Origin of the sequence: Mycobacterium sp. SMC-8 (assembly GCF_025263565.1) — a bacterium.
In the GTDB taxonomy this organism is placed as follows: domain Bacteria; phylum Actinomycetota; class Actinomycetes; order Mycobacteriales; family Mycobacteriaceae; genus Mycobacterium.
This window is the reverse complement of record NZ_CP079865.1, coordinates 6335321-6360717: the sequence shown is the minus strand read 5'-3', so window position 1 is coordinate 6360717 and position 25397 is coordinate 6335321. Positions and strand designations below refer to the sequence as shown.

The 25397-nt window shown below is 68.7% G+C and carries 19 protein-coding genes; 9 read left to right on the top strand and 10 right to left on the bottom strand.

All coding sequences use genetic code 11. From position 1 onward, the window contains the following. Positions 1-22: 22 nt before the first annotated feature. On the bottom strand, positions 23-568 hold the full coding sequence (locus tag KXD97_RS30485; RefSeq protein ID WP_260754722.1) for a DUF1003 domain-containing protein: 546 nt from the start codon (positions 566-568) through the stop codon (positions 23-25). Then, positions 565-1860 (bottom strand): magnesium transporter MgtE N-terminal domain-containing protein, encoded by a 1296-nt coding sequence (locus KXD97_RS30480; protein ID WP_260754721.1) that lies wholly within the window; start codon positions 1858-1860, stop codon positions 565-567. Before KXD97_RS30480 ends, KXD97_RS30485 begins: the two co-directional genes overlap by 4 nt. A 26-nt stretch (positions 1861-1886) precedes the next feature. Between KXD97_RS30480 and KXD97_RS30475 the strand changes: the two genes are divergently transcribed. Beyond that, positions 1887-2843: a CoA ester lyase gene (locus KXD97_RS30475; protein WP_260754720.1), complete on the top strand. Its 957-nt coding sequence runs from the start codon at positions 1887-1889 to the stop codon at positions 2841-2843. A 13-nt stretch (positions 2844-2856) separates the two neighbouring features. On the opposite strand, the gene KXD97_RS30470 is transcribed toward KXD97_RS30475, so the two are convergent. Beyond that, positions 2857-3537, bottom strand: a complete 681-nt coding sequence (locus tag KXD97_RS30470; protein WP_260754719.1) for a DUF4190 domain-containing protein — start codon at positions 3535-3537, stop codon at positions 2857-2859. A 120-nt stretch (positions 3538-3657) separates the two neighbouring features. Between KXD97_RS30470 and KXD97_RS30465 the strand changes: the two genes are divergently transcribed. From KXD97_RS30465 to KXD97_RS30455, 3 genes are all read left to right on the top strand, one after another. Then, complete coding sequence (locus KXD97_RS30465) at positions 3658-4185, top strand: general stress protein (RefSeq protein ID WP_260754718.1); 528 nt, start codon at positions 3658-3660, stop codon at positions 4183-4185. Positions 4186-4328: 143 nt separating this feature from the next. Continuing rightward, complete coding sequence (locus tag KXD97_RS30460; protein WP_260754717.1) at positions 4329-5504, top strand: ABC transporter ATP-binding protein; 1176 nt, start codon at positions 4329-4331, stop codon at positions 5502-5504. Continuing rightward, positions 5501-6094, top strand: coding sequence for a suppressor of fused domain protein (locus KXD97_RS30455; RefSeq protein WP_260754716.1), 594 nt, complete (start codon positions 5501-5503; stop codon positions 6092-6094). Before KXD97_RS30460 ends, KXD97_RS30455 begins: the two co-directional genes overlap by 4 nt. Before the next feature lie 113 nt (positions 6095-6207). On the opposite strand, the gene corA is transcribed toward KXD97_RS30455, so the two are convergent. Beyond that, positions 6208-7323 carry a magnesium/cobalt transporter CorA gene (gene corA, locus KXD97_RS30450; RefSeq protein WP_260754715.1) on the bottom strand — a complete coding sequence of 372 codons (1116 nt, stop codon included), beginning with the start codon at positions 7321-7323 and terminating at the stop codon, positions 6208-6210. A 144-nt stretch (positions 7324-7467) separates the two neighbouring features. On the opposite strand from corA, the gene KXD97_RS30445 reads away from it, so the two are divergent. Together KXD97_RS30445 and KXD97_RS30440 are read left to right on the top strand one after the other, a co-directional pair. Further along, positions 7468-8649 carry an NADP-dependent malic enzyme gene (locus KXD97_RS30445; RefSeq protein ID WP_396884617.1) on the top strand — a complete coding sequence of 394 codons (1182 nt, stop codon included), beginning with the start codon at positions 7468-7470 and terminating at the stop codon, positions 8647-8649. Between the two features lie 55 nt (positions 8650-8704). Then, the gene (locus KXD97_RS30440; RefSeq protein WP_260758232.1) at positions 8705-9520 is read left to right on the top strand and encodes a glycine betaine ABC transporter substrate-binding protein; all 816 of its coding nucleotides are present in this window, start codon (positions 8705-8707) and stop codon (positions 9518-9520) included. Between the two features lie 51 nt (positions 9521-9571). On the opposite strand, the gene KXD97_RS30435 is transcribed toward KXD97_RS30440, so the two are convergent. Then, positions 9572-10459: an SDR family oxidoreductase gene (locus KXD97_RS30435; RefSeq protein WP_260754714.1), complete on the bottom strand. Its 888-nt coding sequence runs from the start codon at positions 10457-10459 to the stop codon at positions 9572-9574. A 121-nt stretch (positions 10460-10580) separates the two neighbouring features. Here KXD97_RS30435 and KXD97_RS30430 point away from each other — a divergent pair, with 121 nt between their 5' ends. After that, positions 10581-10934: a DUF732 domain-containing protein gene (locus KXD97_RS30430; protein WP_260754713.1), complete on the top strand. Its 354-nt coding sequence runs from the start codon at positions 10581-10583 to the stop codon at positions 10932-10934. A 140-nt stretch (positions 10935-11074) separates the two neighbouring features. On the opposite strand, the gene KXD97_RS30425 is transcribed toward KXD97_RS30430, so the two are convergent. Together KXD97_RS30425 and KXD97_RS30420 are read right to left on the bottom strand one after the other, a co-directional pair. Then, positions 11075-14866, bottom strand: coding sequence for a multifunctional oxoglutarate decarboxylase/oxoglutarate dehydrogenase thiamine pyrophosphate-binding subunit/dihydrolipoyllysine-residue succinyltransferase subunit (locus KXD97_RS30425; RefSeq protein ID WP_260758231.1), 3792 nt, complete (start codon positions 14864-14866; stop codon positions 11075-11077). Between the two features lie 254 nt (positions 14867-15120). Beyond that, positions 15121-15861: a hypothetical protein gene (locus tag KXD97_RS30420; protein ID WP_260754712.1), complete on the bottom strand. Its 741-nt coding sequence runs from the start codon at positions 15859-15861 to the stop codon at positions 15121-15123. A gap of 140 nt (positions 15862-16001) precedes the next feature. On the opposite strand from KXD97_RS30420, the gene KXD97_RS30415 reads away from it, so the two are divergent. Together KXD97_RS30415 and KXD97_RS30410 are read left to right on the top strand one after the other, a co-directional pair. Next, positions 16002-17270 carry a multidrug effflux MFS transporter gene (locus tag KXD97_RS30415; RefSeq protein WP_396884615.1) on the top strand — a complete coding sequence of 423 codons (1269 nt, stop codon included), beginning with the start codon at positions 16002-16004 and terminating at the stop codon, positions 17268-17270. A 101-nt stretch (positions 17271-17371) separates the two neighbouring features. Beyond that, positions 17372-19162, top strand: coding sequence for an MFS transporter (locus tag KXD97_RS30410; RefSeq protein WP_260754711.1), 1791 nt, complete (start codon positions 17372-17374; stop codon positions 19160-19162). On the opposite strand, the gene KXD97_RS30405 is transcribed toward KXD97_RS30410, so the two are convergent. From KXD97_RS30405 to KXD97_RS30395, 3 genes are read right to left on the bottom strand one after another with little or no spacing between them, the layout of a single operon-like run. Further along, on the bottom strand, positions 19159-20550 hold the full coding sequence (locus KXD97_RS30405; RefSeq protein ID WP_260754710.1) for an NAD(P)/FAD-dependent oxidoreductase: 1392 nt from the start codon (positions 20548-20550) through the stop codon (positions 19159-19161). The genes KXD97_RS30410 and KXD97_RS30405 overlap by 4 nt on opposite strands. Positions 20551-20568: 18 nt before the next feature. Then, positions 20569-21915 (bottom strand): FAD-binding oxidoreductase, encoded by a 1347-nt coding sequence (locus KXD97_RS30400; RefSeq protein ID WP_260758229.1) that lies wholly within the window; start codon positions 21913-21915, stop codon positions 20569-20571. Between the two features lie 8 nt (positions 21916-21923). Next, a complete protein-coding gene (locus KXD97_RS30395; protein ID WP_260754709.1) occupies positions 21924-25382 on the bottom strand; it encodes a TM0106 family RecB-like putative nuclease in 3459 nt (1152 codons plus the stop codon). Between the last annotated feature and the right edge of the window lie 15 nt (positions 25383-25397).

The following is a 25397-nucleotide window of genomic DNA, read 5'->3' as shown; positions in this document are numbered from 1 at the left end:
TACAGCAATGGGCGTGAGTGTCTCAGCCGGATTTCTTGGTCCTGCGTTCACCTGCGTCTTGTTTGCCGCTCTCGGGTCTGCCGGCGTCGGCGCGGGCGTGCAGATCCTGGATCAGCTCGCGGATCTCCTCCAGTTCGCGGCGCAGGTAGTCGCGGGTGGCGACCTCGCCGACGGCCAACCGCAGCGCCGCGAGCTCGCGGGCCAGGAACTCGGTGTCGGCCTTGGTCTGTTCGGCGCGTCGGCGATCCTCCTCCAGAGCGACCCGGTCGCGGTTCTCCTGGCGGTTCTGGGCGAGCAGGATCAGCGGCGCCGCATAAGCCGCCTGGGTGGAGAAGGCCAGGTTGAGGAGGATGAACGGGTACGGGTCCCATTGCCAGGCGAACGCGCCGAGGTTGAGCAGGATCCACACGATCACGACGATGGTCTGGATCGCGAGATAGCGGCCGGTGCCCAGGAACCGGGCGATCCGTTCGCTGAACCGGCCCACGGCCTCGACGTCCAGCCGGGGCGCCAGGCTCCGCGAGATCCTGGGGGTGTCCAGGCGCTGACGCGACGATGCGTCGCTCATGTGGCCTTCTCGGCGGTCACGATCACGGGCTCGGCCTCTCGTTCACGCCAGTCGTCGGGCAGCAGATGGTCCAGGACGTCGTCGACCGACACGGCCCCCAGCAGGTGGTTCTCCTCGTCCACCACCGGGCCGCACACCAGGTTGTAGGCCGCGAAATACCGGGTCACCGCGCCGAGCGAGTCCTCCGGGCCCAGCGTCGGCAGATCGGTGTCGATGATGCCGCTGACCAGCGCGGCGGGCGGCTCGCGGAGCAGCCGCTGGAGGTGCACGCACCCCAGGTAGCGTCCGGTCGGGGTGGCGGTCGGCGGCCGCACCACGAACACCAACGACGCCAGCGCCGGGGTCAGATCCGGGTCGCGGACCCGCGCCAGCGCCTCGGCGACGGTGGTGTCCGGGGCGAGTGCCACCGGTTCGGAGGTCATCAGACCGCCCGCGGTGTTCGGTGAGTGGCTCAGCAGCCGGCGGACGTCCTCGGAGTCCTCCGGATCCATCCGGCGCAGGAACTGTTCGGCGTCGGCGGGCGTCATCGTGCCCAGCAGATCGGCGGCGTCGTCGGGGTCCATCGCCTCGAGCACGTCGGCCGCCCGGTCGGTCTTGAGTTGGCGGAGCAGGGCCACCTGCTGGTCCACCGGCAGTTCCTGCAGCACATCGGCGAGGCGCTCGTCGTCGAAGGCATTGATCACCTCGTAGCGCCGCTTGGCGGGCAGTTCCCGGATCGCGTCGGCCACCTCGACGGCGCGCTGGCCCTCGAACTGCTCCAGCAGCTGGGCCACTCCCTGATCGGGCATCGCCAGACCGGACGGGGTGAGGCCCTGCACGTTCTGCCAGTCGACGGTGTAGACGTTGCTCCGCCGGCCCAGCCGGCGCTGCTGGCGCACCGCGACCTTGGTGACCATCCAGTCGCGGGTGCGGGTCTGTTCGATGGCGAGGTCGACGACCACGACGTCCACCCCGGCCAGTTCCGGCAGGTCCGGATCGTCGACGCGGACCCGGGTCTCGATCACCTGCCCGAGCACCAGCACCTCACCGGGCCGCTGGGAGAAGCGCCGCAGCGAGACGTTGCCCGTCGACAGTGTGACCGCGCCCGGCTCGATGGCCGTGACGCGCAAGATCGGCACGAAAATTCTTCTGCGGGTGAGCAATTCGATGACGAGGCCGAGCACACGGGGTTGTTGGCGTACGACGCTGATGCCGACGACCACGTCACGGACACGGCCGATGGATTCGCCGTCGGGTCCGAGTACGACCATGCCCGCGAGACGAGCCGCATAGACCCTGTTGACCGACGCCATGGTTGTAAAGGGTAGAGAGTGTTGTTGTGGAAAACCGGTATCGACCCCGTCGGACGTGCCTGTCCGTGCCGGGCAGCAGCGCGAAGATGATCCAGAAGGCCAAGACCCTTCCCGCCGATCAGGTGTTCCTCGACCTTGAGGACGCCGTCGCCCCGGAGGCCAAGGCGCAGGCGCGCGAGCAGGTTGCCGCGGCGCTGGCCGAGCCGGGGTGGTCCGGAGCGCTGCGCGGGGTGCGCGTCAACGACTGGACCACCCCGTGGACGCATGCCGACATCATCGAGGTGGTCGCCAGGGCTGGGACCGCGCTGGACGTCGTGGTGCTGCCCAAGGTGACCGACGTGTCACACGTGTACGCCCTCGATCTCCTGCTCGGCCAGCTGGAGGCCACGCACGATCTGCCATTGGGGCACATCGGTATCGAGGCCCAGATCGAGGACGCCAAGGGGCTGACGAACGTCGACCTCATCGCCGCGGCACCCCGGGTCCAGGCCCTGGTGCTCGGTCCCGCTGATCTGATGGCGAGCCTGAACATGCGGACTCTGGAAGTCGGGGAGCAGCCCGAAGGGTACGGCGAGGGCGACGCCTATCACCACGTGTTGATGCGGATCCTGGTGGCGGCACGCGCCAACGGCATCGCCGCCATCGACGGCCCGTATCTGAAGGTGCGGGACGTCGAAGCGTTCCGGCGGGTCGCGGGCCGCTCGGCGGCGCTGGGCTACGACGGCAAGTGGGTGCTGCATCCCGACCAGATCGAGGCGGGCAACGAAATCTACAGCCCCCGTCAGGAGGCCTACGACCATGCCGAATTGATCCTGGAAGCCTACGAGTGGCACACCTCGAAGGCCGGCGGCGCCAGGGGAGCGGCGATGCTCGGCGACGAGATGATCGACGAGGCCAGCCGCAAGATGGCGCTGGTGATCGCGGGCAAGGGCAGGGCCGCGGGTATGCAGCGCAAGGGCGAGAGGTTCCAGCCGCCGAGCTAAGTGGTCCCGCGGGTCAGGAGCCCGAGCCGATGATGGCCAGGGTGGCGATGCCGCTGATCAGAAGGGTGAGCACACCGACGACGATGCCGGCGATCGCCAGCCCGTTGCCGTCCTGGTGGGTCTGCTTGATCTGGCCCATCGCCACGATGCCGAGCACGATCCCGACGATGGACCCCAGGCAACAGAACAGGCCGACGCACGAGGCCACCAGGGAGCCGATCGCCATGGTGTTGGTGCCCTGCGGGGGCGGCGGCCCGTAACCGAACTCGGCCCCGGTCCACCCGCCGGCGGGCGGATATCCGCCGGGTACGGCGCCGTACGGCGGCGGCGGGTAGGACGGGCCACCGAAATCCGGGGGCGGGTATCCCGGTGGGGCGTAGCCGGGGCCCGGGTAGGGCGCGGGCGGGCCGGCGTCGGGGTAGGGCGGCGGGTAACCGGCGGGCGGCGGATAGTCCGGCGCCGCGAAACCCCCGGGCGGCGGGTAGCCGGTGGTCGGCGTGTACGCCGGAGGCTGGTCGTACCCCGAGACCGGCGGCGGGTTGTATGCCGGCGGGTAGTTCTGCGGCTGCTCGGCCGCGGTGCCCTGGGTGTGCTCGATCGGAGGCGCTTCATAACCGGCCGAGGAAGGTTCGGACCCTCCCGTGGGGGAGTCGGACGATTCGCTACGGCCTGCGTCGTTGTCCGAATTTGTCATGCTGATCAACCTAGCCTAGCCGTGGGAAACCCGAGGTGAGCGCCGCGGCGGCACCTTCCGGGGGTGCCGCTCGTTGATCAGGGGACTAGCGTTACGTGGGCGTAGCGAAGGAGTGACGAGATGACCAGCCCGTTTCAGCCAGGACAGAATCCCGCTGCGGCGCCCGGCGGCCCGGCCACGGGACGTGGTCGCCCGGTAGGCCTTCCGACCCCGCCCAAGGGTTGGCCGATCGGTTCGTATCCCACCTATGCGGAGGCGCAGCGCGCCGTGGACTACCTGTCCGACCAAGAGTTTCCGGTCCAGCAGGTCACCATCGTCGGCGTGGACCTGATGCAGGTCGAGCGCGTCACAGGACGGTTGACGTGGCCGAAGGTGCTCGGCGGCGGGGTGCTCACCGGCGCCTGGCTGGGCCTGTTCATCGGTTTGATTCTCGGGTTCTTCAGCCCCAACCCGTGGAGTGCGCTCGTCACCGGGTTGATCGCCGGTGTGTTCTTCGGCCTGATCACCTCGGCGATCCCGTATGCGATGGCGCGCGGGACAAGAGATTTCAGTTCGACGCTGCAGCTGGTGGCCGGACGCTACGACGTGCTCTGCGACCCGCAGAACGCCGAGCGCGGCCGGGATCTGCTCGCCCGCCTGACCATCTGACTCCTGCGTCGTGCACCGCGGCGGCCTGCGGTGACGATGTTGCACTCGGCGACGCGTTGGCCCTAGTTTTGCCCCGCGGGACAATCCCGTCGCAGGGGCGGGTATCGGTGTGATGCCCGGGCCCGTGCGGTGAGAGGGAGCCGATGGCTGAGATCGTTTTGGACGGGGTGACCAAGAGTTACCCCGACGGCACGGCGGCTGTGCGCGACCTGTCGATCACGGTCGCCGACGGCGAATTCGTGATCCTGGTCGGGCCGTCGGGTTGCGGTAAGTCCACCACGCTCAACATGATCGCCGGACTCGAAGAGATCACCTCCGGCGAGTTGCGTATCGACGGTGAGCGGGTCAACGAGCGGTCGGTCAAAGACCGCGACATCGCGATGGTGTTCCAGTCGTATGCTCTCTACCCGCACATGACGGTGGGCGAGAACATCGCGTTCCCGCTGACCCTGGCCAAGCTGAACAGGTACGAGATCGCGCAGAAGGTCGAGCAGACGGCGAAAACCCTTGACCTGACTGCCGTGCTGGACCGTAAGCCGAGCCAGCTCTCGGGGGGTCAGCGCCAGCGGGTCGCGATGGGGCGCGCCATCGTACGGAATCCCAAGGCCTTCCTGCTGGACGAGCCGTTGTCGAATCTCGATGCGAAGCTGAGGGGGCAGATGCGCACCGAGATCGCGCGTCTGCAGAAGCGGCTCGGGACGACGACGCTCTATGTGACCCATGACCAGACCGAGGCCATGACGCTCGGTGACCGGGTGGTGGTGATGTCGAGTGGCGCTGTGCAGCAGATCGGCACCCCCGAGGAGTTGTACCGCTCACCTGTCAACCTTTTCGTGGCGGGGTTCATCGGTTCCCCGGCGATGAACTTCTTCCCGGCCGCGCTGACCGAGCTCGGTATCCGGTTGCCTTTCGGTGAGATCCCGTTGACCGGAGCCGTCTACGAGCGGCTCAGGGATCACCGCTTCGCCGATGACCTGATCGCGGGGATCCGTCCGGAACACCTCGAGGACGCGGCCGTCATCGACGCCTATGCCAAGATCGGCGCCCTGGTGTTCGAGGTCACCGTCGAGATGGTGGAGACGCTGGGCGCCGACAAGTACGTCTACTTCGGGGTAGACGGCCCCGCGGCGCAGGCGGTGCAGCTGGCCGAGGTCGCCGCGGAGTCGGCGGCCGGTGAGAACGAGTTCGTCGCACGGTTTCCGGTGCATTCGGCGGCCAAGCCCGGGTCGACCGTGCAGCTGGCGTTGAATCCGGCCAACGTGCAGCTGTTCGATCCCCGTACCGGAAGCAACCTGTCCCTGCCGGAAGTGCGCGCATGACCGAGGTTCTCGACCTGGTTCGTGCGCATGTGCGGGATCACTTCGCCCGCAACGGCATCACCGCCGAGCCGGGCATTGCCAGCGTCACCTTCCTCGGCACCGAACGCATCGACGTGCTGCGCTTCGCCGGGCCGGGAGACGCTGCGGTGCAGTATGTTTCGCTGGGGTGCTCGCGGCATCCGATGGTCGACCCGACCGACATGGTGGCCGATCCGGTGCAGGGTCCCCGTGCGGAGGTCGTGGTCGCGTTGCGCGGCCCCTCGCCTGCCGGGTTGTCGCGCTCGGTCGCGATCGTCGCGGCGGCCCCCGCGGTCGAGGGTCTGGTTCTGGCGCCGGACGCGCTGGTCGACCTCGAGACGCCGTTGTGGGAAGGTGCGCCGTTCACGGCATTTCTGTTGGGCCACAGCGATATCGACGACGTCGTGTTGCCCGAGCCGTTGTCGCCGGTGACGCTGCTCTCGGCGGTGCCGATCACCCCGACGGAGGCGGCGTGGGTGCGACTCAAGGGTGCGGAGGCGATGAGGGAGGCGTGGGTGCAGGACGGGGTCGATCCGACGGACCCACGGCGGCGAGCCGCCAATCCAACCTGAGCGGCGAGCCGCCAATCCAACCTGAGCGGCGAGCCGCCCCTGATTCGGCCGAGATTGCAGTCAGCGCGGGATCACCGCGAGATTCTGCGCGTGGAATGCGATTTCGACGAGAATCAGAGCCAGTTGTTGCGCCGGAAGTTGCGGTACAGCAGCACGCACACCGTGGCCATCACCAGCAGGATCATCGGATAGCCGAATTCCCAGTGCAATTCAGGCATCGCATCGAAGTTCATGCCGTAGATGCCGGCCATCGCGGTGGGTACGGCGGCGATGGCGACCCAGGCCGAGATCTTGCGCATGTCGACGTTCTGCTGCATCGCGACTTTACCGAGCGCGGCCTGCACCATCGAGCTCAGCATCTCGTCGAAGCTGGCGATGCGGTCGGCGGCTTTGATGGTGTGGTCGAGGACGTCGCGCATGTAGCGGCGGATCTCGGCGTCGACCAGGTCGGCGTGGTCGCTGCCGATGCTCTGCAGATCGGTGGCCAGCGGGCTGACGGCCCGCCGCAGTTCGACGACCTCACGTTTGAGCAGGTAGATGCTCTCGATGTCGGTGCGCGCCTGCGGCGAGAAGATGTCCTCTTCCATGGCGTCGATGTCGTTCTCGATCAGATCGGTCACGTCGAGGTAGGTGTCGACGACCTGATCGGCGATCGCGTGCATCACCGCGTGCGGGCCGAGCCTCAGATTCGCCGGTGAGCTCTCCAGGCGTTTGCGCACCCCCGCGAGCCCGCCGTGTTCACCGTGGCGCACGGTGACGACGTAGTCCTTGCCGACGAAGATCATGACCTCGCCGGTCTCGACGATCTCCCGGGCCTTGGCCATCGAGTCGTGCTCGACATAGGTGACGGTCTTGAGGACCAAAAACAGCATGTCGTCGTAGCGCTCGAGTTTCGGGCGCTGGTGGGCGTGTACGGCGTCCTCGACGGCCAGTTCGTGCAGGCCGAAGACGTCGGCGACGGTCTGCATCTGTTGTTCGTCGGGTTCGTGCAGACCGATCCAGACGAAGGCCGCTTTCCCTTCGGCTTCGAGGTCGTGCACCTTGGCCAGCGCGGCGGCGTGGGTGTACTTGCCGGGCAACCGCTGGCCTTCGGAGTAGACGCCGCAGTCGACCATCGCCTGCGAAACCGGGAGGTGGATTCGTCTCGCGTCCGGACCGTCCTGACCTGCACCGCGCGCCTTGCCGGTAGGACGGCCCATCGACGGCGGCAACGCACGGAACGCCGGCATGTGCGACCTCCCCTCGTCAGGGCGCAGGGCTCGGACCTGCCCTTCGGGCACCGGCGAGAATCGTACGCGCCGGTGCTGCGCCGTCGGCCTCACCGCGGGGGAACCCGTTCCGGTGAGTTCACGGGGTGGACTACCCTGACGCCCGTGTCGGAATCAGTGGGATCGGTCGAGCGCACGCCGCAGGTCGTCATCGAGGACAGCGAGATCTTCGAGGCTCACGAGGGCGGCAAGCTCTCGGTCGAACTGAAGTCGCCGCTGGACACCCAGCGGGCGCTGTCGATCGCATACACCCCGGGTGTGGCCCAGGTCAGCCGGGCGATCGCGGCGGACAAGACGCTGGCCGCGAAGTACACGTGGGCGAACCGGCTGGTCGCGGTCGTCAGTGACGGCAGCGCGGTGCTGGGACTCGGGGACATCGGTGCGGCGGCGTCGCTGCCGGTGATGGAGGGCAAGAGCGCCCTGTTCAAGACGTTCGGCGGGCTGGACTCGATCCCGATCGTGCTGGACACCAACGATCCCGACGAGATCGTCGAGACGCTGATCCGGCTGCGGCCCAGCTTCGGCGCGGTGAATCTGGAGGACATCTCCGCCCCGCGCTGTTTCGAGATCGAGCGGCGTGTCATCGAGGCCCTGGATTGCCCGGTGATGCACGACGACCAGCACGGCACCGCGATCGTGGTGCTCGCCGCGCTGCACGGTGCGGCGAAGGTGCTCGACCGCGACATGAATACGCTGCGCGTGGTGATCTCCGGTGCCGGCGCCGCCGGGGTGGCGTGCGCGAACATCCTGCTGGCCAAGGGCATCGCCGATGTCACGGTGCTCGATTCCAAGGGAATCGTCCACACCGGCCGTGACGACCTGAACCCGTTCAAGGCCGCGCTTGCCGAGCGCACCAACCCGGCCGGCCGTACCGGGGGGATCGCCGAGGCGCTCGACGGCGCCGACATGTTCCTTGGTCTGTCGGCGGGTCTGGTCACGGAGAACATCATCGCGACGATGGCGCCCAACGGGATCGTGTTCGCACTGTCGAATCCCGATCCCGAGATCCATCCGGACGCAGCCCGCAAATACGCGGCCGTGGTGGCGACCGGCCGCAGCGATTTCCCGAACCAGATCAACAACGTGCTGGCTTTCCCCGGGGTGTTCCGTGGGGCGCTGGATGCCGGCGCCCGGCGCATCACCGAGAAGATGAAGGTCGCTGCGGCCGAGGCGATCTTCTCGGTCGTCGGCGACGATCTCGCCGTCGACCATATCGTCCCGAGCGCACTGGATCCGCGGGTGGGCCCCGCGGTGGCCGCCGCGGTTGCCGCCGCCTCTGAGGACTAGTCGACTGAGCCGCAACAGTTTTCGGGGCCCCTTGCTGCGGCTGGCGGCCGTGGTGATGGCCGGTGGGATACTGGCCGGGTGCGGTGGCCAGTCGTCGCCCCCGTCGATCCCGGTCGGCTCGCCGGCCGATCCGGAATCGCAGCTGATCGCCCACCTGTATGCGGCGGCGCTGCGTTATTACGGGAACCCGGCACACGTGACGGTGGCCGATGACCCGCTCGAATCGCTCGACCGGGACGAGGTGCAGGTGGCTCCCGGGTTCACCGGAACGCTGCTGGCGCGGTTCGCGCCCGACTCCGCGGCGCGGTCGGATGTGCAGGTCTACCGCACTCTGTTGTCGGTGCTGCCCGAGGGGGTCGCCGCCGGTGACTACACCACCTCGGCCGAGGACAAGCCGGCCGTGGCGGTCACCGAACAGACGGCGGACGACTGGGGCGGTCGCGACGTCGGCGCGATGGCCCGCCGCTGCGAGGGAATCTCGCTCGGCGCGGTCGCCGCGGTGCCGCACCCGTCGACGGTGGGGACGTGCTCCTTGGCACCGGCGCGGTCCTTCGCCGACGACGACGCCATGTTCGCCGCGCTCCGGGCCGGGCAGATCGACGCGGCGTGGACGACGACGGCGGCTCCCGATGTGCCCTCGCAGGTCGTGGTGCTGTCGGACAAGACGGCGTTGATCCGCGCCGAGAACCTGGTCCCGCTGTATCGGCGCAACGAGCTGACCGAGTCTCAGGTGCTGGCACTCAACGAGATCGCCGGTGTGCTGGACACCGGTTCGCTGGCGGACATGCGACGCATGGTCGCCGAGGGCACCGAGCCGGGTCTGGTGGCCGGGCAGTGGCTCGACGCCCACCCACTCGGCATCGGCAACTGAGCCTGGCCCTCACCGCGACCGTGCGTGTCTGCGGCGGACACGCCGTCGAGATCAGGCACTTTCCGCACGCTCGTCGCGCCGGCTCCGCACGCTCGAGAGGGCGAGCGGGCTACTCGTCTTCGGTGTCAGCCGGGCCACGGCCTTGGGGAACAGGCTCTGGTATCCGGCGCCGACGACGCGGATGACGATCTCGAACATCTTCGCGTCGTTGCCCACCAAAATGCGGGCCTTGTTCTTGCGCACGCCGTCGAGGATGATCTTGGCGGCTTTCTCCGGGGTCGTGCTGGCGAGTTTCTTGTCGAAGGTCTTGGCCAGTTCCTCGGCGTCGAGCCCCTCGGCGGCGGTGGCGTTGCGTGCGATCGCGGTCTTGATGCCGCCGGGGTGCACACACGACACCTTGACCGGATGTCCGGCCAGTGCCATCTCCTGACGCAGTGCTTCGGTGAAGCCGCGAACGGCGAACTTCGCGGAGTTGTACGCCGCCTGGCCGGGCACCGAGAACAGGCCGAAGACGCTCGAGACGTTGACGACGTGTCCGTCGCCGGAGGCGATCAGGTGCGGCAGGAACGCCTTGGTGCCGTTGACCACACCCCAGTAGTCGACGTCCATCACCCGTTCCATGTCCTTGAACTGGCTGACCTCGATGTCGCCGGTGAACGCGATGCCGGCGTTGTTGTAGATCTGGTTGACCTTGCCGAAGTGCTCGGCGACGCTGTCGGCGTAGAGCAGGAACGCTTCGCGTTCGCTCACATTGAGGCGGTCGGCCTTCACCTGGGCGCCGATCGCCTTGAGCCGCTCCTCGGTGACCGCCAGGCCCTCGGTGTCGACGTCGCTGATCGCCACGTGCGCGCCGGAGCGCCCCAGTTCGATCGCCAGCGCCTGACCGATACCCGATCCGGCGCCGGTCACGACGACGACCTTTCCGGCAAAGCCCTCCATGTCAACTCCCTCGTGGTGTTCTACGCGTGTTGAGTTGGTGCGAGCTTACCGGTACCGCGGGTACCGATGCGGAATGGGTCACGGCGGTAATGACCGGAGCCGTCGCGACGACAGTCCGGGTATGAAGTTGACCTACCCGGCCGTCGCAGCGCTGTGCGCGTCGGCCGCCGCGGCCGCGACGCTCACCGCGGCCCCGGTCCACGCCGACACCGCGAACGACGTCTTCCTGTCGACGTTGCAGCACTACCGCCTCGGCGACATCGATCCGGCCACCGCGATGCGAGTCGGCCAGTCGGTGTGCCCGATGCTCGCCGAACCGGGGCAGAACGCGGCGAATGTGGCGGCCGACGTCGCCGACGCGCTCGGGCGCCCGCTGGGGCCCGCGACCATGTTCACCGGCTTGGCCATTCAGATCTTCTGCCCGCGCGCGGTCAATGCGCTCACCGACGGTGTGCCGTTCTCGTTCTTCCGCTGAGAGAACATCGGCGGCCCGTCCGGCCGCGCCCGCAGCCGACCGTGACCGTGCGCAAAGTGCGCACGATCCACGGCGTGTCGGCTGCAAACACGCACGCTCGCCGGAAGAAGCGCGCCGGGGCAGGAGGCGGCCCTCGGTCCTTACGCGAACGCTTCGTCGATGATCTCCTGCTGCTCGACTGCGTGCACCTTCGACGAACCCGACGACGGCGCCGACATCGCGCGCCGTGAGATCCGCTTGATGCCGGCGAACTTCTCCGGCAGCACCTCGGGCAGCGTCAACCCCAGCGTCGGCCAGGCGCCCTGGTTGGCAGGCTCCTCCTGCACCCAGAACTTCTCCTCGATGTTCGGGTACCGGTCCAGAGTCTCGGCCAGCCGTCGCTTCGGCAGTGGTGCCAGCTGCTCCAGGCGCACGATCGCCACGTCGTCGCGCTCCTGCTTGGCCTTGCGGGCCGCCAGCTCGTAGTACAGCTTTCCGCTGGTCAGCAGCAGCCGCTTGACCTTCGACCGGTCGCCGGTGCCCTCGGTGTAGGTGGGCTCCTCCAGCACCGACCGGAACTTGGCCTCGGTGAAGTCCCGCAGGTCGCTGACGGCGGCCTTGTTACGCAGCATCGACTTCGGCGTGAACACGATCAGCGGGCGGCGGATCCCGTCCAGGCCGTGGCGGCGCAGCAGGTGGAAGTAGTTCGCCGGTGTCGAGGGCACCGCGATCGTCATCGACCCTTCGGCCCACAGCTGCAGGAACCGCTCGATGCGGCCCGACGTGTGGTCAGGTCCCTGGCCCTCGTGGCCGTGCGGCAGGAGCAGCACCACGTCGGAGAGCTGGCCCCACTTGGCCTCGCCGGAGGAGATGAACTCGTCGATGATCGACTGCGCACCGTTGACGAAGTCGCCGAACTGGGCCTCCCACAGCACCAGCGCGTCGGGGTTGCCGACGGAGTAGCCGTACTCGAAACCGACGGCCGCGTACTCCGACAGCGCCGAGTCGTAGACCATGAACCGGCCGCCCGTCGGGTTGCCGTCGGCATCGACGGTCAGCAGCTCCAGCGGCGTGAACTCCCGGCCGGTCTTGCGGTCGATGATCACCGAGTGACGCTGGGTGAACGTGCCGCGCCGCGTGTCCTGGCCGGTCAGCCGGATGGTCTTGCCCTCGGCCAGGAACGAGCCCAGCGCCAGCAGCTCGGCGAACGCCCAGTCGACCTTGCCCTCGTAGGCCATCTCCCGGCGCTTCTCCAGCACCGGCTTGACGCGCGGATGCACGTTGAAGTCGTCGCCGAACGCCAGGTGCGCGTCACCGATGCGGGCCAGCAGGGACTTGTCGACGGCCGTGGTCATGCCGGCGGGCACCATCTGGTCGGACTCCACGGACTCACTCGGAGCGATCGTGTGTTTCTCCAGCTCACGGACCTCGTTGAACACCCGCTCGAGCTGGCCCTGGTAGTCGCGCAGCGCGTCTTCGGCTTCCTTCATCGAGATGTCGCCGCGGCCGATCAGCGCCTCGGTGTAGGACTTGCGGACACCGCGCTTGGTGTCGATCACGTCGTACATGTTCGGCTGGGTCATCGACGGGTCGTCGCCCTCGTTGTGGCCACGCCTGCGGTAGCACAACATGTCGATGACGACGTCCTTCTTGAACTTCTGCCGGAAATCGACGGCCAGCTTGGCCACCCACACCGCGGCTTCGGGGTCGTCGCCGTTGACGTGGAAGATCGGCGCGCCGATCATCTTCGCGACGTCCGTGCAGTACTCCGAGGAGCGGGAGTCGCTCGGCGAGGTGGTGAAGCCGATCTGGTTGTTGACGATGATGTGGAGCGTGCCGCCGGTGCGGTAGCCGCGTAGCAGCGCCAGGTTCAGCGTCTCGGCGACCACGCCCTGCCCGGCGAACGCGGCGTCGCCGTGCAGCATCATCGGCACGACCGAGAACTGCTCGGTGCCGTCGACCTCCTCGCCGACGTTCATCAGGTCCTGCTTGGCGCGGACGATGCCCTCCAGCACCGGGGCGACGGCTTCGAGGTGGCTGGGGTTGGCCACCAGCGAGACGTCGATGTCGTTGTCTCCGAACATCTGGATGTAGGTGCCGTTGGCGCCGAGGTGGTACTTCACATCGCCGGAGCCGTGCGCCTGCGACGGGTTCAGGTTGCCCTCGAACTCGGTGAAGATCTGGGAGTACGGCTTGCCGACGATGTTGGCCAGCACGTTGAGCCGGCCGCGGTGCGGCATCCCGATCACGACCTCGTCGAGTCCGTGCTCGGCACACTGGTCGATGGCCGCATCCATCATCGGGATGACGGTTTCGGCGCCCTCTAGCGAGAACCGTTTCTGCCCAACGTATTTGGTCTGCAGGAAGGTCTCGAACGCCTCGGCGGCGTTGAGCTTGCTCAGGATGTACTTCTGCTCGGCAACCGTCGGCTTCTCGTGCTTGACCTCGATGCGCTCCTGCAACCACTGCTGCTGCTCGGGCTCGAGGATGTGGGTGTACTCCACGCCGATGTGGCGGCAGTAGGCGTCCCGCAGCAGGCCGAGGATGTCGCGCAGCTTCTTGTGGGTCGCCCCGGCGAAGCCGTTCACCTTGAACTCGCGGTCGAGGTCCCACAGGGTCAGGCCGTGAGTGTTGACGTCGAGGTCGGGGTGGCTGCGGAATCGGGTCTTGTCCAGCCGCAGCGGGTCGATGTCGGCCATCAGGTGGCCGCGGTTGCGGTAGGCCGCGATCAGCTCGATGACGCGGGCGTTCTTGTCCTCGATGGAGTCCGGGTTGTCGATACGCCAGCGGACGGGCTCGTAGGGGATGCCCAGAGCGCGGAAGATCTCGTCGTAGAACTCGTCGTCGAGCAGCAGCTGGTGGATCGTGCGCAGGAAGTCGCCCGATTCGGCGCCCTGGATGATGCGGTGGTCGTAGGTCGACGTCAGCGTCATCAGCTTGCCGACGCCCAGCTCGGCGATGCGCTCCTCGCTCGCGCCCTGGAACTCGGCCGGGTACTCCATCGCGCCCGCGCCGATGATCGCACCCTGGCCCTGCATCAGGCGCGGCACCGAGTGCACGGTGCCGATGGTGCCGGGGTTGGTCAGCGAAATCGTCACGCCCGCAAAGTCTTCGGCGGTGAGCTTGCCGTCGCGGGCACGCCGCACGACGTCCTCGTAGGCGGCGATGAACTGCCCGAAGTGCATATTCTCGGTGTTCTTGATCGCGGCGACGACCAGGGAGCGCTTACCGTCCTTGCCCTGCAGGTCGATGGCCAGGCCCAGGTTGGTGTGCGCGGGTGTGACGGCAGTCGGCTTGCCGTCGGTCTCGGCGAAATGCCGATTCATGTTCGGGAACTTCTTGACCGCCTGCACGATCGCGTAGCCCAGCAGGTGGGTGAACGAGATCTTGCCGCCGCGCGTGCGCTTGAGGTGGTTGTTGATGACGATGCGGTTGTCGATCATCGCCTTGGCCGGGATGGCGCGCACGCTCGTCGCGGTCGGGACCTCCAGCGAGGCGGACATGTTCTTGGCCACGGCCGCGGCGGCGCCGCGCAGGACCTGGGTCTCGTCGTCCCCGGAGGTGGCCGCGGCCTTGGGCTTCGGCGCGGGCGAGGATTTGGCGTCGGACTTGTCGGTCCGGTCGGTCCTGTCGGTCCCGGTGCCCGACTTCGCGGGGGCTTTGTCCGTGGGTTTGGTGTCGCTCTTGGCGGGGGTCTTGTCCGCGGGTTTGGTCTTCGCTTTGTCGCTGGGCTTGGGTGTGTCGGTCCTGGTCGGCTGCCGACCGTTGGCGGTTTCCGGCGCCGGAGCCGGCGCGGGCTCCGGGGGAGCGGTCGGCCTGCCGTTGCTGCCGACAGACGACCCGCTTCCGCCGGGGGCGGGAGCGTCGTGCATGGGCTCGGGAGAGTAGTCGACGAGGAACTCGTGCCAACTCGGGTCAACCGATGACGGATCCTCGCGGAACTTGCGGTACATCTCTTCGACCAACCACTCGTTCTGACCGAATGGTGAAGGTGAGCTCACGGCTGCTTTTCGCCTCAATTCTTCGCTTCGGGCCAGCACCCCGCGGCAGCCGGCCACCCCTTTTCGACCCGGTGTGCGGTTACCCGCGTTTCAGCCGCCTCAAGGCTAGCGCTTCCGTCACCGACCCGACCAGGCAACGTACTTATGGTCATTGCGGTCACGCAGCGAGGACCGGCTGCGGCGAGTCGGATGCCCGCCGGGGCGCGCTACGAACGTTGTGGGGGCAGCAGATGCAGCAGGGAGGGCCAGCGGGTCGGCGGCTCGCCGAACGCCTTGTGCGCGTTGCCGACGATCCTCTTGCCCATCAACCGGTTGCCGACACCGCCGACGACGGCGCCGATCCCGACGGGCAGCATCTTGCCGAACGCCAACGCGCCGCGCTTGAGCGTGTAGCGCTTGACGAAATACCGCAGCAGCCGTGAGTTCAGCGTGGACAGGGCAGGCAGCGGCAGCGTCGCAGCGCCGTCGGACACCCACGCTCCGCTGGTGCGACGCGGACCGATGAGGTCGGCCACCGCGCGCTTGCTGTCCTCGCCGACGAGCACCGACAGCACGAGCGCGCGGCGGCGCTCGCGGTGTTCGGCGGGGATGCCGTGCACCTCGGCGACGGCGAGCACATACAGCGCCGTCGCCTCGAGGAAGACCACGGTCTCGCCGGCCACGGCCGACATCGCGACCAAGGTGCCGATGCCGGGATACGCGGCGGCGGACCCGACCGCCGCGCCGCTGGCCGTCACCGTCGCCATGTACTGCTTGTCCAGCCTGGCGATGATCTCGGCGGGGCCGGCTCCGGGATCGCTGTGCCGCAACCTCTCCACGTAGGCCTTGACGGCCGGCCCCTGCACGCGGGCTCCGCGCTCGATGATCTGGGAGAGCGCCTTGGCGGCGACGCCCGGATCCTCGTCGACGACCGCGGGCGGATTCTTGGCTCGTGACTTGGCACTCATGGGTGCGTCCTCCCTGTGAACCTGATCTCAGGCTAACGCGTAGACAACGAACGGCGACGGCGGCCACGTGCCCGGATGTGATCGCGGTCTCGGTCGGCGATCCGGGGAAGAAATTATTGGGAAGTGTCGCTAACCAAACAGTGGCAATATCCCCGGACGTGGATGTGAGGCAAACCGTGCTCGAAGCTCCGCCGAACCGCACCCGGATGATCGTGGTGCTCGGACTACTCGTGGCGTTGGGCCCGCTGACCATCGACATGTATCTGCCGGCCCTGCCGAGGATCGGTGAGGAGCTCTCGGTGTCCTCGTCGGTCACCCAGCTCACGCTGACCGGCACACTGGCGGGCCTGGCGATCGGGCAGCTGGTCATCGGTCCGCTGTCGGACTCGCTGGGCCGCCGCAGGCCGCTGTTCGCCGGCATCGTGGTGCACATGGCCGCCTCGCTGCTGTGCCTGTTCGCGACCAACATCACCGTGCTCGGCATCGCCCGCGGACTGCAGGGCATGGGTGCCGCGGCCGGCATGGTGGTCGCGATCGCGGTCGTCGGTGACCTCTACAAGGACAACGCCGCCGCGACGGTCATGTCGAGGTTGATGCTGGTGCTGGGTGTCGCGCCGGTGCTGGCGCCGTCGCTGGGCGCCGCGGTACTGCTGCACGGCTCGTGGCACTGGGTGTTCGCCGCGCTCGTGGTCATCGCCGGCGCGCTGCTGGTGATGGCGGTGCTGGGGTTGCCCGAGACACTTCCGGTCGACCACCGCCGTCCGCTCAAGGTGCGCGGCATCGCGATGACGTACCTGGAACTGCTCCGCGACGTGCGGTTCGTGATCCTGATGATGGTCGGCGCGCTGGGCATGTCGGGCCTGTTCGCCTACATCGCCGGTGCCTCGTTCGTGCTGCAGGGCCGGTTCGGCCTGGGACAGACCGCGTTCGCGCTGGTGTTCGGCGCCGGTGCGATCGCGCTGATCGGCACCACCCAGTGCAACGTCGTACTGCTCAAAAGGTTCACCCCGCAGCAGATCATGCTGTGGGCGCTGGTCGCGGCTTCGGTGTCCGGCGCGGTGTTCGTCGCGCTGGCCGCCGCGCACGTCGGCGGGCTGTTCGGTTTCGTGATCCCCGTGTGGGCCATCCTGGCCGCGATGGGCCTGGTGATCCCGAACGCGCCCGCAGTCGCTCTGATGCGCCACCCCGATGCCGCGGGCACCGCCGCAGCGCTGCTCGGCGCCGTGCAGTTCGGGATGGGAGCGGCGATCGCGCCGGTGGTCGGGGTGCTGGGCAACGACGAGCTCGCGATGGCCGTCGTGATGGCCGCCGGTGTCCTCGTCGCATTGACCGCGCTGCTGCTGACCGGCGTGCACCGCAACCCGTCACCGGCCGCCGTCACCGAGGAGGCGGTCGCCGAGTCCGCCTGAGCGCGCGGGCGTCCGCGCGCTGACTTGTCGGGGCTTCCGCCGGACCGTAGCGTCAGGCGCGACGATCATCTCCCCCCGAGTGAATTCTGGCTGACTGCACCATGTTCGAAACCGTGACGCCGCGTGCCAGGGGTGCCAACCCCTGGCACGCGTTGTGGGCACTGCTGGTCGGGTTCTTCATGATCCTGGTCGACGCGACGATCGTGCCCGTCGCCAATCCGGCGATCATGGCCCAGTTGAACGTCGACTACGACGCGGTGATCTGGGTGACCAGCGCCTACCTGCTGGCCTACGCCGTGCCGCTGCTGGTCGCCGGCCGGCTCGGGGACCGGTACGGGCCCAAGACCATGTACCTGCTCGGTCTGGCGGTGTTCACGGTCGCATCGCTGTGGTGCGGGCTTTCGGACAGCATCGCCATGCTGGTCGCCGCCCGGGTGCTACAGGGCGTGGGCGCGGCGCTGCTCACCCCGCAGACACTGACGGTGATCACCCGCACCTTCCCGGCGCACAACCGCGGCGTGGCGATGAGCGTGTGGGGCGCCACCGCCGGAGTCGCGACGCTGGCCGGACCGCTGGCCGGCGGGGTGCTGGTGGACACGCTGGGCTGGCAGTGGATCTTCATCGTCAACGTGCCGGTGGGCATCGTGGGCTTGGCCCTGGCGGTGTATCTGGTGCCGTCGCTGCCGACTCAGCGCCGGCAGCGCCTCGATCTGCCCGGGGTGGTGCTGTCCGGGGTCGGCATGTTCCTGATCGTGTTCGCGCTGCAGGAAGGCCAGGCCCACCACTGGGCCGCCTGGATCTGGGCCACCGTCGCCGTCGGTGTCGCGGTGATGGTGGTGTTCGTGTACTGGCAGTCGATCAACACCGGCGAACCGCTGATACCGCTGATCATCTTCCGGGACCGGAACTTCTCGATGTCCAACCTCGGGGTGGCGACGATCGGGTTCGTCGCCACCGGGATGATCCTGCCGCTGATGTTCTACGCGCAGGCGGTATGTGGCCTGACCCCGACGCAGGCGGCGGTGCTGACCGCGCCGATGGCCGTCGCGACCGGTGTGCTGGCGCCGGTGGTGGGCCGCATCGTCGACCGGGCCCATCCGCGCTCGGTGGTCGGGTTCGGCTTCTCCCTGATGGCGATCGGCCTGACGTGGCTGTCCATCGAGATGACGCCCACCACCCCGATCTGGCGGCTGGTGCTGCCGCTGACGGCGATGGGCGTGGCGATGGCGTTCATCTGGTCGCCGCTGGCGGCGACGGCGACCAGGAATCTGCCCCCGCAGCTGGCCGGTGCCGGTTCCGGTGTCTACAACACCACCCGGCAGGTGGGTTCGGTGCTGGGCAGTGCGGGCATGGCGGCGCTGATGGCCTCCGAGCTGTCGGCCAAGCTCCCGGGCGGCGCAGGCGGGCCCCCGCAGGGTGAGGGCCAGGTGGCGCGGTTGCCCGAGTTCCTGCACGCGCCGTTCGCCGCGGCGATGTCGCAGTCGATGCTGCTGCCGGCGTTCGTCGCGCTCTTCGGCGTCGTCGCGGCGCTGTTCCTGATGGACCTGATCCGGTCGGTGTCGCAGGCCGCTGCCGAGTCCGTCACCGAACCGGACCCGCAGTCCGATCCGGGCCCGGGGTACGACCCGGACCACGAGCTGTATTGGGCCGACGGCGAAGACGACTACATCGAGTACGAGGTGCCCTGGGAGGAGCGCAGCGGTGTGGTGGCCGACACCGACGTGCTGCGCCCGGTTGCCATTCCCGATCCGGACCGGGAATGGCGCAGCATCCTCGATCAGCTGATGGTCGACGACGAGCCGGACCGTAATGGCCGCAACGGCTTTCATCTTCCACACGACGGCGACGGCGACGGGGCGAGCGGCGCGCGGGGCAAGCACGCGCGCGGCTAGCCGCTCATCAGTCCGATCAGCTGTTCGTTGGTCTTGCGCAGCGCCACGGCGAGGGCGCCCAGCGCCTTGTCGCGCACCCGTTCCTTGCCCGGCGGGAACACCGGGAACAGGTCGCGCGCGGCGTTGAGGCGCGCCGACTTCAACCACTCCATCAGATCCTGGTCGTGCAACCAGCGCAACTGAGCGGCGTTGTCGGCCAACGTGTGCCGAAGCCAGTCGATCGGCGCGTCGGGGTGCGGGACCGGCACACACAACTCGTTGCGGGTGGCGTCGTCGGGGTAGGCGGCCTCTACGTGGGCGATGAACGCCGAGCTGAACACCTGCTGGCAGCTGCGCACGCTCTGCAGTGTGATGTGGTCGCCGTCGAACACCGGCACCGACGGAGGCCGGGGCAGCCCCTGGGTCGTGCAGTCCACATACAACGAGGGTGCGGGCACCGTCACCGTGCCCTCGCGCAACCGGATGTGGTCGTGGTCGACGTGATCGATGTGGCCGAGACGCACCACATCGCCGATTAGGCGCAGGTGCTCCAGTTCGCGTTCCGACACGATCGCGCAGTGGTACATGGTGGGGGTTATCGCGGGGTCGAGACGCAGCAGGATCCGGGCGTCCTCGAGCCCGGCGAAAAGATCGTCGAGCGAGCCCGCGTCGGCGATCACCTGCATCCGCACCGCGACGGAGTCGCGCAGCGCCTTGACGAACCGCGGCCCCGGCTGGATGTTGGCCCGGTTCAGCAGCCACGACTCGCGGGGCCTGACCCAGCGCACCTGCTCGGGTGGTACCCCGTTGCGCAGCAGCCACAGGCAGCAGTCCATCCCGGTCTTGCCGCCACCCACGATCGTGAAGTGCTCGTGGGCCGGCGCGCGGCGCGGCAGGTCGTTGGGGGCGGCCACGTCGATTCCGTCGGCGGCCGAGAACGGCGCCGCGCGCATCGACTGCACGACGGTCAGCAGATAGGTGGCGTCGACGGTCCGGCGCCGCACCGTCACGCGGCGCTGTTCTCCGTCGAGGGTGCGGAAGGTGTTGTCGCCCAGATACCGCGCCATCGGAAAGTAGGTGAGCCGTCCGGTGGGCAGCATGTGGTTGCGCATCACCTGGTCGTAGTAGGCGCACACCTCGTGGCCGGTGGCCAGTTCGAAGAAGCCCTCGTTCAGACCGCTGCGGTCCACCTCGTCCTCGTTGCCCAGCGACTGTGAGTTCACGCCGTAGTAGGCCGACGGCTGGTGCAGCCGCACGAACGGATATACCGAGTTCCAGTGCCCGCCGGGCTGGTGGTTCTCGTCGACGAGCGCGATCGTCGCGTCCGTCTCGCTCAGCAGTGTGTCGACGAACGCCATCCCCATGGCGCCCGCCCCTACGACAAGGTAATCAGCCTCGATCCCGGCCATCCTGTGCCAAGGTACCGGTCAGGAGAACAGCACCGCGGGATTCAGATAGCCGGTGGGGTCGAAGGCGGCCTTGACCGCGCGCATCGCGGCGATGTCCGCCTCGGTCCGCGCCATCGCCAGATAGTCGCGCTTACGGGTCCCCACGCCGTGTTCGGAGCTGACGTTGCCGCCGTGACGGGCGATCAGCGCCATCATCGCCGAGTACAGGTCGCGCTCCCGGTCATCGTGGAGGTTGCAGCGCACGATGTTCAGGTGCAGGTTGCCCTCGCCGATGTGGCCGAACAGCACCGGGATGGCCTCGGGCGCATGCTCGGCGATCAGGGCTGCGGCCTCGTCGGCGAACCCGCGGATAGCTGAAAGCGGAAGCGACACATCGAACTTCAGGGGCGGACCGTAGACGCCGAGCACCTCGGCCACGGCCTCGCGGACCTGCCACAGCCGCTGCTGGGCATTCGTGTCGACCCCGACGGCCGGCTCGTCGGCCAGCTCGGCGTCCTCCAGCGCGTCGGCCAGCCGGTCGGTGAGATCGGTGACGCCGGCCAGTTCGATCAGCAACTGCCACGCGCCAAGGACCGGCGCGGCGACCCCGGCATGCTCGGCGGTCAGCGCGCTGGCTCTGGCGTCGATCAGCTCCAGCGCGGCGATCCCCTCCATGTCGCGGAACACCCGGCCCGTCGCGATCAGGGCCTCCAGGTCGTCGAAACCGCAGATCGCGGTGACGCGCTGCCGGGGTGTCGGGTGCAACCGCAGGTCCAGCGCGGTGATCACCCCGAGCGTGCCCTCGGCGCCGACGAACAGCGACGCCAGGTCGTAGCCGGTGTTGTCGCTGCGGACCTGGCTGTGCCGGTGCACCACGGTGCCGTCGGGAAGCACCACGTCGAGCCCGAGGACCTGTTCACCCATGTTGCCGTAGCAGACCGTGCGCAGTCCCCCGGCGTTGGTGGAGGCCATCCCCCCGACGGTGGCCGAATCCCGCGCGGCGAGATCGACGCCGAACACCAAGCCCGCCGTCCCGGCCGCGCGCTGCACCTCGGCCAGTGTCACCCCCGCGCCGACGCGGACCCGGCGCTCGAGGACGTCGACCTCGCCGATGTCGCGCAACCGCTCGGTCGAGAGCAGCACGTCGTCGTGTTCGGGCACCGTGCCGGCGACCAACGAGGTGCGTCCGCCCTGCACGGTCACGCTCACACCGGCGTCGCGGCACGCCCGCAGCACGGCGGCCACCTCGTCGGTGGAACCCGGACGCACCAGCAGCGACGCCCGGCCCCGGTACCGCCCGGTGTGGTCGACGCTGCGTCCGGCGAGCACGTCGGGATCGGTGCTCACGTGGGTGGCCCCGACGATCGCGGTGAGCCGGTCGGACAGCGCTTCGGTCACTCCGTGGGTGTATCACATGCCGACAGCGACAGGAACGCGCCCAACTCGCTGAGGCGTTCCGGCGTGCCGGGCAGATATTCGGTGAGGTGGCGCGAGCGCACGATCACGGCAAGGTATTTCGCGCGGCTGACCGCGACGTTGAGGCGATTCCTGTTGAGCAGGAAGGCGATCCCGCGGGGCACGTCGTCCACCGAGGAGGCGGTCATCGACATGAACACCACCGGGGCCTGCTGACCCTGGAACTTGTCGACGGTCCCCGCCCGTACCTCGGTGAGCCCCACCGCATCGAGGTGGCGGCGGACCAGCGTCACCTGCGCGTTGTACGGAGTGACGACGAGGATGTCGCGCTGGGCCAGCGGCCCGGCGCCGTCCTCGTCGGACCATTCGGTACCGAGCAGTCCGGTGATCTCGGCGACGATGGCGGCGGCTTCCTCCGGGCTCTCGGTCGCGTTGCCGAGGTGGTCCAGGGCCAGTGTCCGCACACCCGGCGCGACGCCGGCCAGGCGGCGCGCGGCGGTGACGCTCTCCGCCGACAGCAGCCGTCCGTCGTAGGACAGCCGGGACACGGCCCGGCACACACCGGGATGCATGCGGTAGGAGCGGTCCAGGAAATAGCCCCGCTCGGGCGGCAGGGTGTGGTGGCCGTCGACCAGCCAGCCCAGCGCCGATCCGTCGACTGGTTCGGGATGGGTGCCCTGGCTGACTTGCGGGAGTTGCTGCGGGTCGCCGAGCAGCAGCACGTTGCGCGCCGACTGCGCCACCGCGACGGTGTTGGCCAGGCTGAATTGCCCGGCCTCCTCGATCACCAGCAGATCGAGGCTGTCGCGGGCGATCTTGGCGGCGTTGGCGAAATCCCACGCGGTGCCGCCGACGACGCAGCCGTCCTGGCACAGGAACTGCGCGTAGTCGTCGCGGTCCAGTGCGGTCCACCCGGTGGTGACGGTGTGCAGTTTCTTGCCGACCCGGGCGCCGTCCACGCCGGCCTTCATCACGTCGCCGAACAAGTTCTCCACCACCGCATGCGACTGCGCCACCACCCCGACCCGCCAGCCGTGCCGGTCGACCAGGGTCGCGATCACCTTGCCGGAGGTGTGCGTCTTGCCGGTGCCGGGCGGGCCGTGCACGGCCAGGTACGACGAGTCCAGGTCCAGCAGTGCTGCGGTGATGTCCGCGACGGCATCACCGGTGCGCGGCAGTGCCGAGCCGCTGCGCATCCGGGGCGGCCGGCGCAGCAGGATGTCGGTGAGTGCGTCGGCGGGCAGGTTCGGCAATCCGGCGGCCACCAGTTCCGCGGTCCGGGCGATCGAGTCCTGCAGCTGGGTGGTGCCGATCGGCGGTCCTGGGGTCAGCGCGAACGGCACCTGCGTGAACACCTCGCCGTTCTTGGGCTGCCGCTCGACGACGAGGACCTCGGTCGGCGCTTCCGGGTCGTCGCATTCGGTGACCTTCACCGCGCCGAACGCACGCCGGTCCGGGTCGTCGGACAGCCCGGCCGGCGACGGTGGGTCGTACAGCGCGTACATCTCTGCGGCGATCTCGCCGGCCGCGATCTCGCCGAACAACCGGACGTGCCGCTGCGGCTTGCGCGCCCTCGGCGGCGTGTGCCAGTCGGCAACGATCTCGTGGCGATCGGCGATGAAAACCCCGCTGTCGTCCGCCCATTCGTCGACCGGATTGTTCACCCGGTCGAAGTGCGCCCACCAGAACGGCTTGTCTTCGCGCTTGTGGAAACCCTTGGCAGCGGCGACCATCGCGACCGCGGCCTGCGCCGGGCTGCGGACCTCGATGCCGTCGCCGGCGAACTTGAGCAGTGTGCGCTCGACCCGGTCGGGCGCGGAGTCCGCGGCTTCGCGGCTGCCGGTGGTGGCCGACACCGGCGTCGGCCCCCGTGGCGGCACGCCCGACTCGATGGCGCGGGCCATCAGCCAGTCCCGGAGGCGCCGTGTCGAGCGGCAGTCGTAGCGGTTGTACTCCTCGATCTCCTTGAGCACGGTGGCGGCCTCGTCGGTGCGGCCCTCGTCGCGCAGCTCGCAGTAGCGGGCGTACTCGGTGATCGAGGCGGTGGCATTGGTGACCTCGCCGTCGCGCAGCTCGTTGCCCATGTAGAGCGGCTCCAACGACTTGATGCTGTAGTTCTCGGTGCCCACCCGGATGGTCTTGCGCACCAAGGGGTACAGGTCGACGAGCACACCGTCGCGCAGCAGTTCGTCGATCTCGCGCTCACCTTCGCCGTAACGCCCCGCCAGCCGCAGCAGCGTGCTCTTCTCGTAGGCGGCGTAGTGGTAGATGTGCATACCCGGGTGGCGGCGTCTTCGCTTGCGCACCATGGCGAGGAAATCCTTGAGCGCCTGACGTTCGTCGGGGCGGTTGTGCGCCCAGAACGGATGGAACTCGTCGTTGACCGTCAGCACGCCCCACAGGTACTCAAGCCCCCACTCACGGCCGTCGCCGGTCCACAGCGGGTCGCCCTCGAAATCGAAGAACAGGTCACCCCGGTCGACGTCGGGCAGCACCATCAGCGGCTGCGCGTCGACCAGTTCATACGGCGGCTTGCCGTCCACCCGGTCGGCGAGCTGAAGCCGGGCTTGCGCCGTCAGCGCCGTAACGGTACGAGCGGACAGCTCGGGCACCGGGCCGCGGTGGGCGGCCAGTTCCCGCATGGTGGTGATGTCCGCGTCGAGCAGCCGGGCCCGCTGGCTGACCCGCATTCCGGCGACGAGCAGCAGATCGTCGTGTGCGCGCACCTGCGGCTCACATTCGGAGCACCGGAAGCAGGCCCGGATGTGTTGGTCCTGCCAGCTCACCGGCCGCCCGCCGGACAGGTGGTCGTCGAGCAGCCGCTGCAGCGCGTCCCGCCGCGGCCGGTAGACCGGCAGCAGCTCGTCGACCGGGTAGCTGACGGTGGTGCCGTCGCCGAGCACCAGGTCTACTTCGTCGGCGACGGGAACGCCTGCGGCGGTGAGGGTTTCGGCGTAGGCTGCCATCTGCAGCAGCGCCTCGACCTTGACCGAGCGGGCCAGTTTGGTGTCGCGCAGGCGGTAACGCGGCCGGCCGGGGGTCCTGCCGGGGCCTTGCGGGTCCTCCAGGATCAAAAAGTCGGCGAACCCGACAAACCGGCCATCGAACATCGCGGCCTGATAGATGACCGGTGCCCGGCGTTCGATCGCCTGTCTGGTCTGCTCGGCGGCGGCCGTCAGTCCGGCGACCGTGTACTTGGGCCTGCCGATGATCGCGACGTCGGCCTCGTGCCGGAGGGCATCGAGGTGGCGCTGTTCGTGCTCGTCGCCGAGAGTTGCGGTGCGAGCCAGCAATTCGTCGTCGCCGGACACGGCGGGACCCCATCCCAGCCGCGCGTCGAACGAACGAAGCAGCGCGTACTCACAACGCGCCGCGGCGGCGAGGTCGGAGGCGCTGTAGACGACTCGGACCTCGTCAGCGTCGGTGGCGACGAACACGCAGTCACTGTAGGT

Coding starts and splice junctions, on each gene's coding strand:
- KXD97_RS30485 (WP_260754722.1), bottom strand. CDS start 568: ATGAGCGACGCATCGTCGCGTCAGCGCCTGGACACCCCCAGGATCTCG.
- KXD97_RS30480 (WP_260754721.1), bottom strand. CDS start 1,860: ATGGCGTCGGTCAACAGGGTCTATGCGGCTCGTCTCGCGGGCATGGTC.
- KXD97_RS30470 (WP_260754719.1), bottom strand. CDS start 3,537: ATGACAAATTCGGACAACGACGCAGGCCGTAGCGAATCGTCCGACTCC.
- KXD97_RS30465 (WP_260754718.1), top strand. CDS start 3,658: ATGACCAGCCCGTTTCAGCCAGGACAGAATCCCGCTGCGGCGCCCGGC.
- KXD97_RS30460 (WP_260754717.1), top strand. CDS start 4,329: ATGGCTGAGATCGTTTTGGACGGGGTGACCAAGAGTTACCCCGACGGC.
- KXD97_RS30455 (WP_260754716.1), top strand. CDS start 5,501: ATGACCGAGGTTCTCGACCTGGTTCGTGCGCATGTGCGGGATCACTTC.
- corA (WP_260754715.1), bottom strand. CDS start 7,323: ATGCCGGCGTTCCGTGCGTTGCCGCCGTCGATGGGCCGTCCTACCGGC.
- KXD97_RS30440 (WP_260758232.1), top strand. CDS start 8,705: ATGGCCGGTGGGATACTGGCCGGGTGCGGTGGCCAGTCGTCGCCCCCG.
- KXD97_RS30435 (WP_260754714.1), bottom strand. CDS start 10,459: ATGGAGGGCTTTGCCGGAAAGGTCGTCGTCGTGACCGGCGCCGGATCG.
- KXD97_RS30430 (WP_260754713.1), top strand. CDS start 10,581: ATGAAGTTGACCTACCCGGCCGTCGCAGCGCTGTGCGCGTCGGCCGCC.
- KXD97_RS30425 (WP_260758231.1), bottom strand. CDS start 14,866: ATGTACCGCAAGTTCCGCGAGGATCCGTCATCGGTTGACCCGAGTTGG.
- KXD97_RS30420 (WP_260754712.1), bottom strand. CDS start 15,861: ATGAGTGCCAAGTCACGAGCCAAGAATCCGCCCGCGGTCGTCGACGAG.
- KXD97_RS30410 (WP_260754711.1), top strand. CDS start 17,372: ATGTTCGAAACCGTGACGCCGCGTGCCAGGGGTGCCAACCCCTGGCAC.
- KXD97_RS30405 (WP_260754710.1), bottom strand. CDS start 20,550: ATGGCCGGGATCGAGGCTGATTACCTTGTCGTAGGGGCGGGCGCCATG.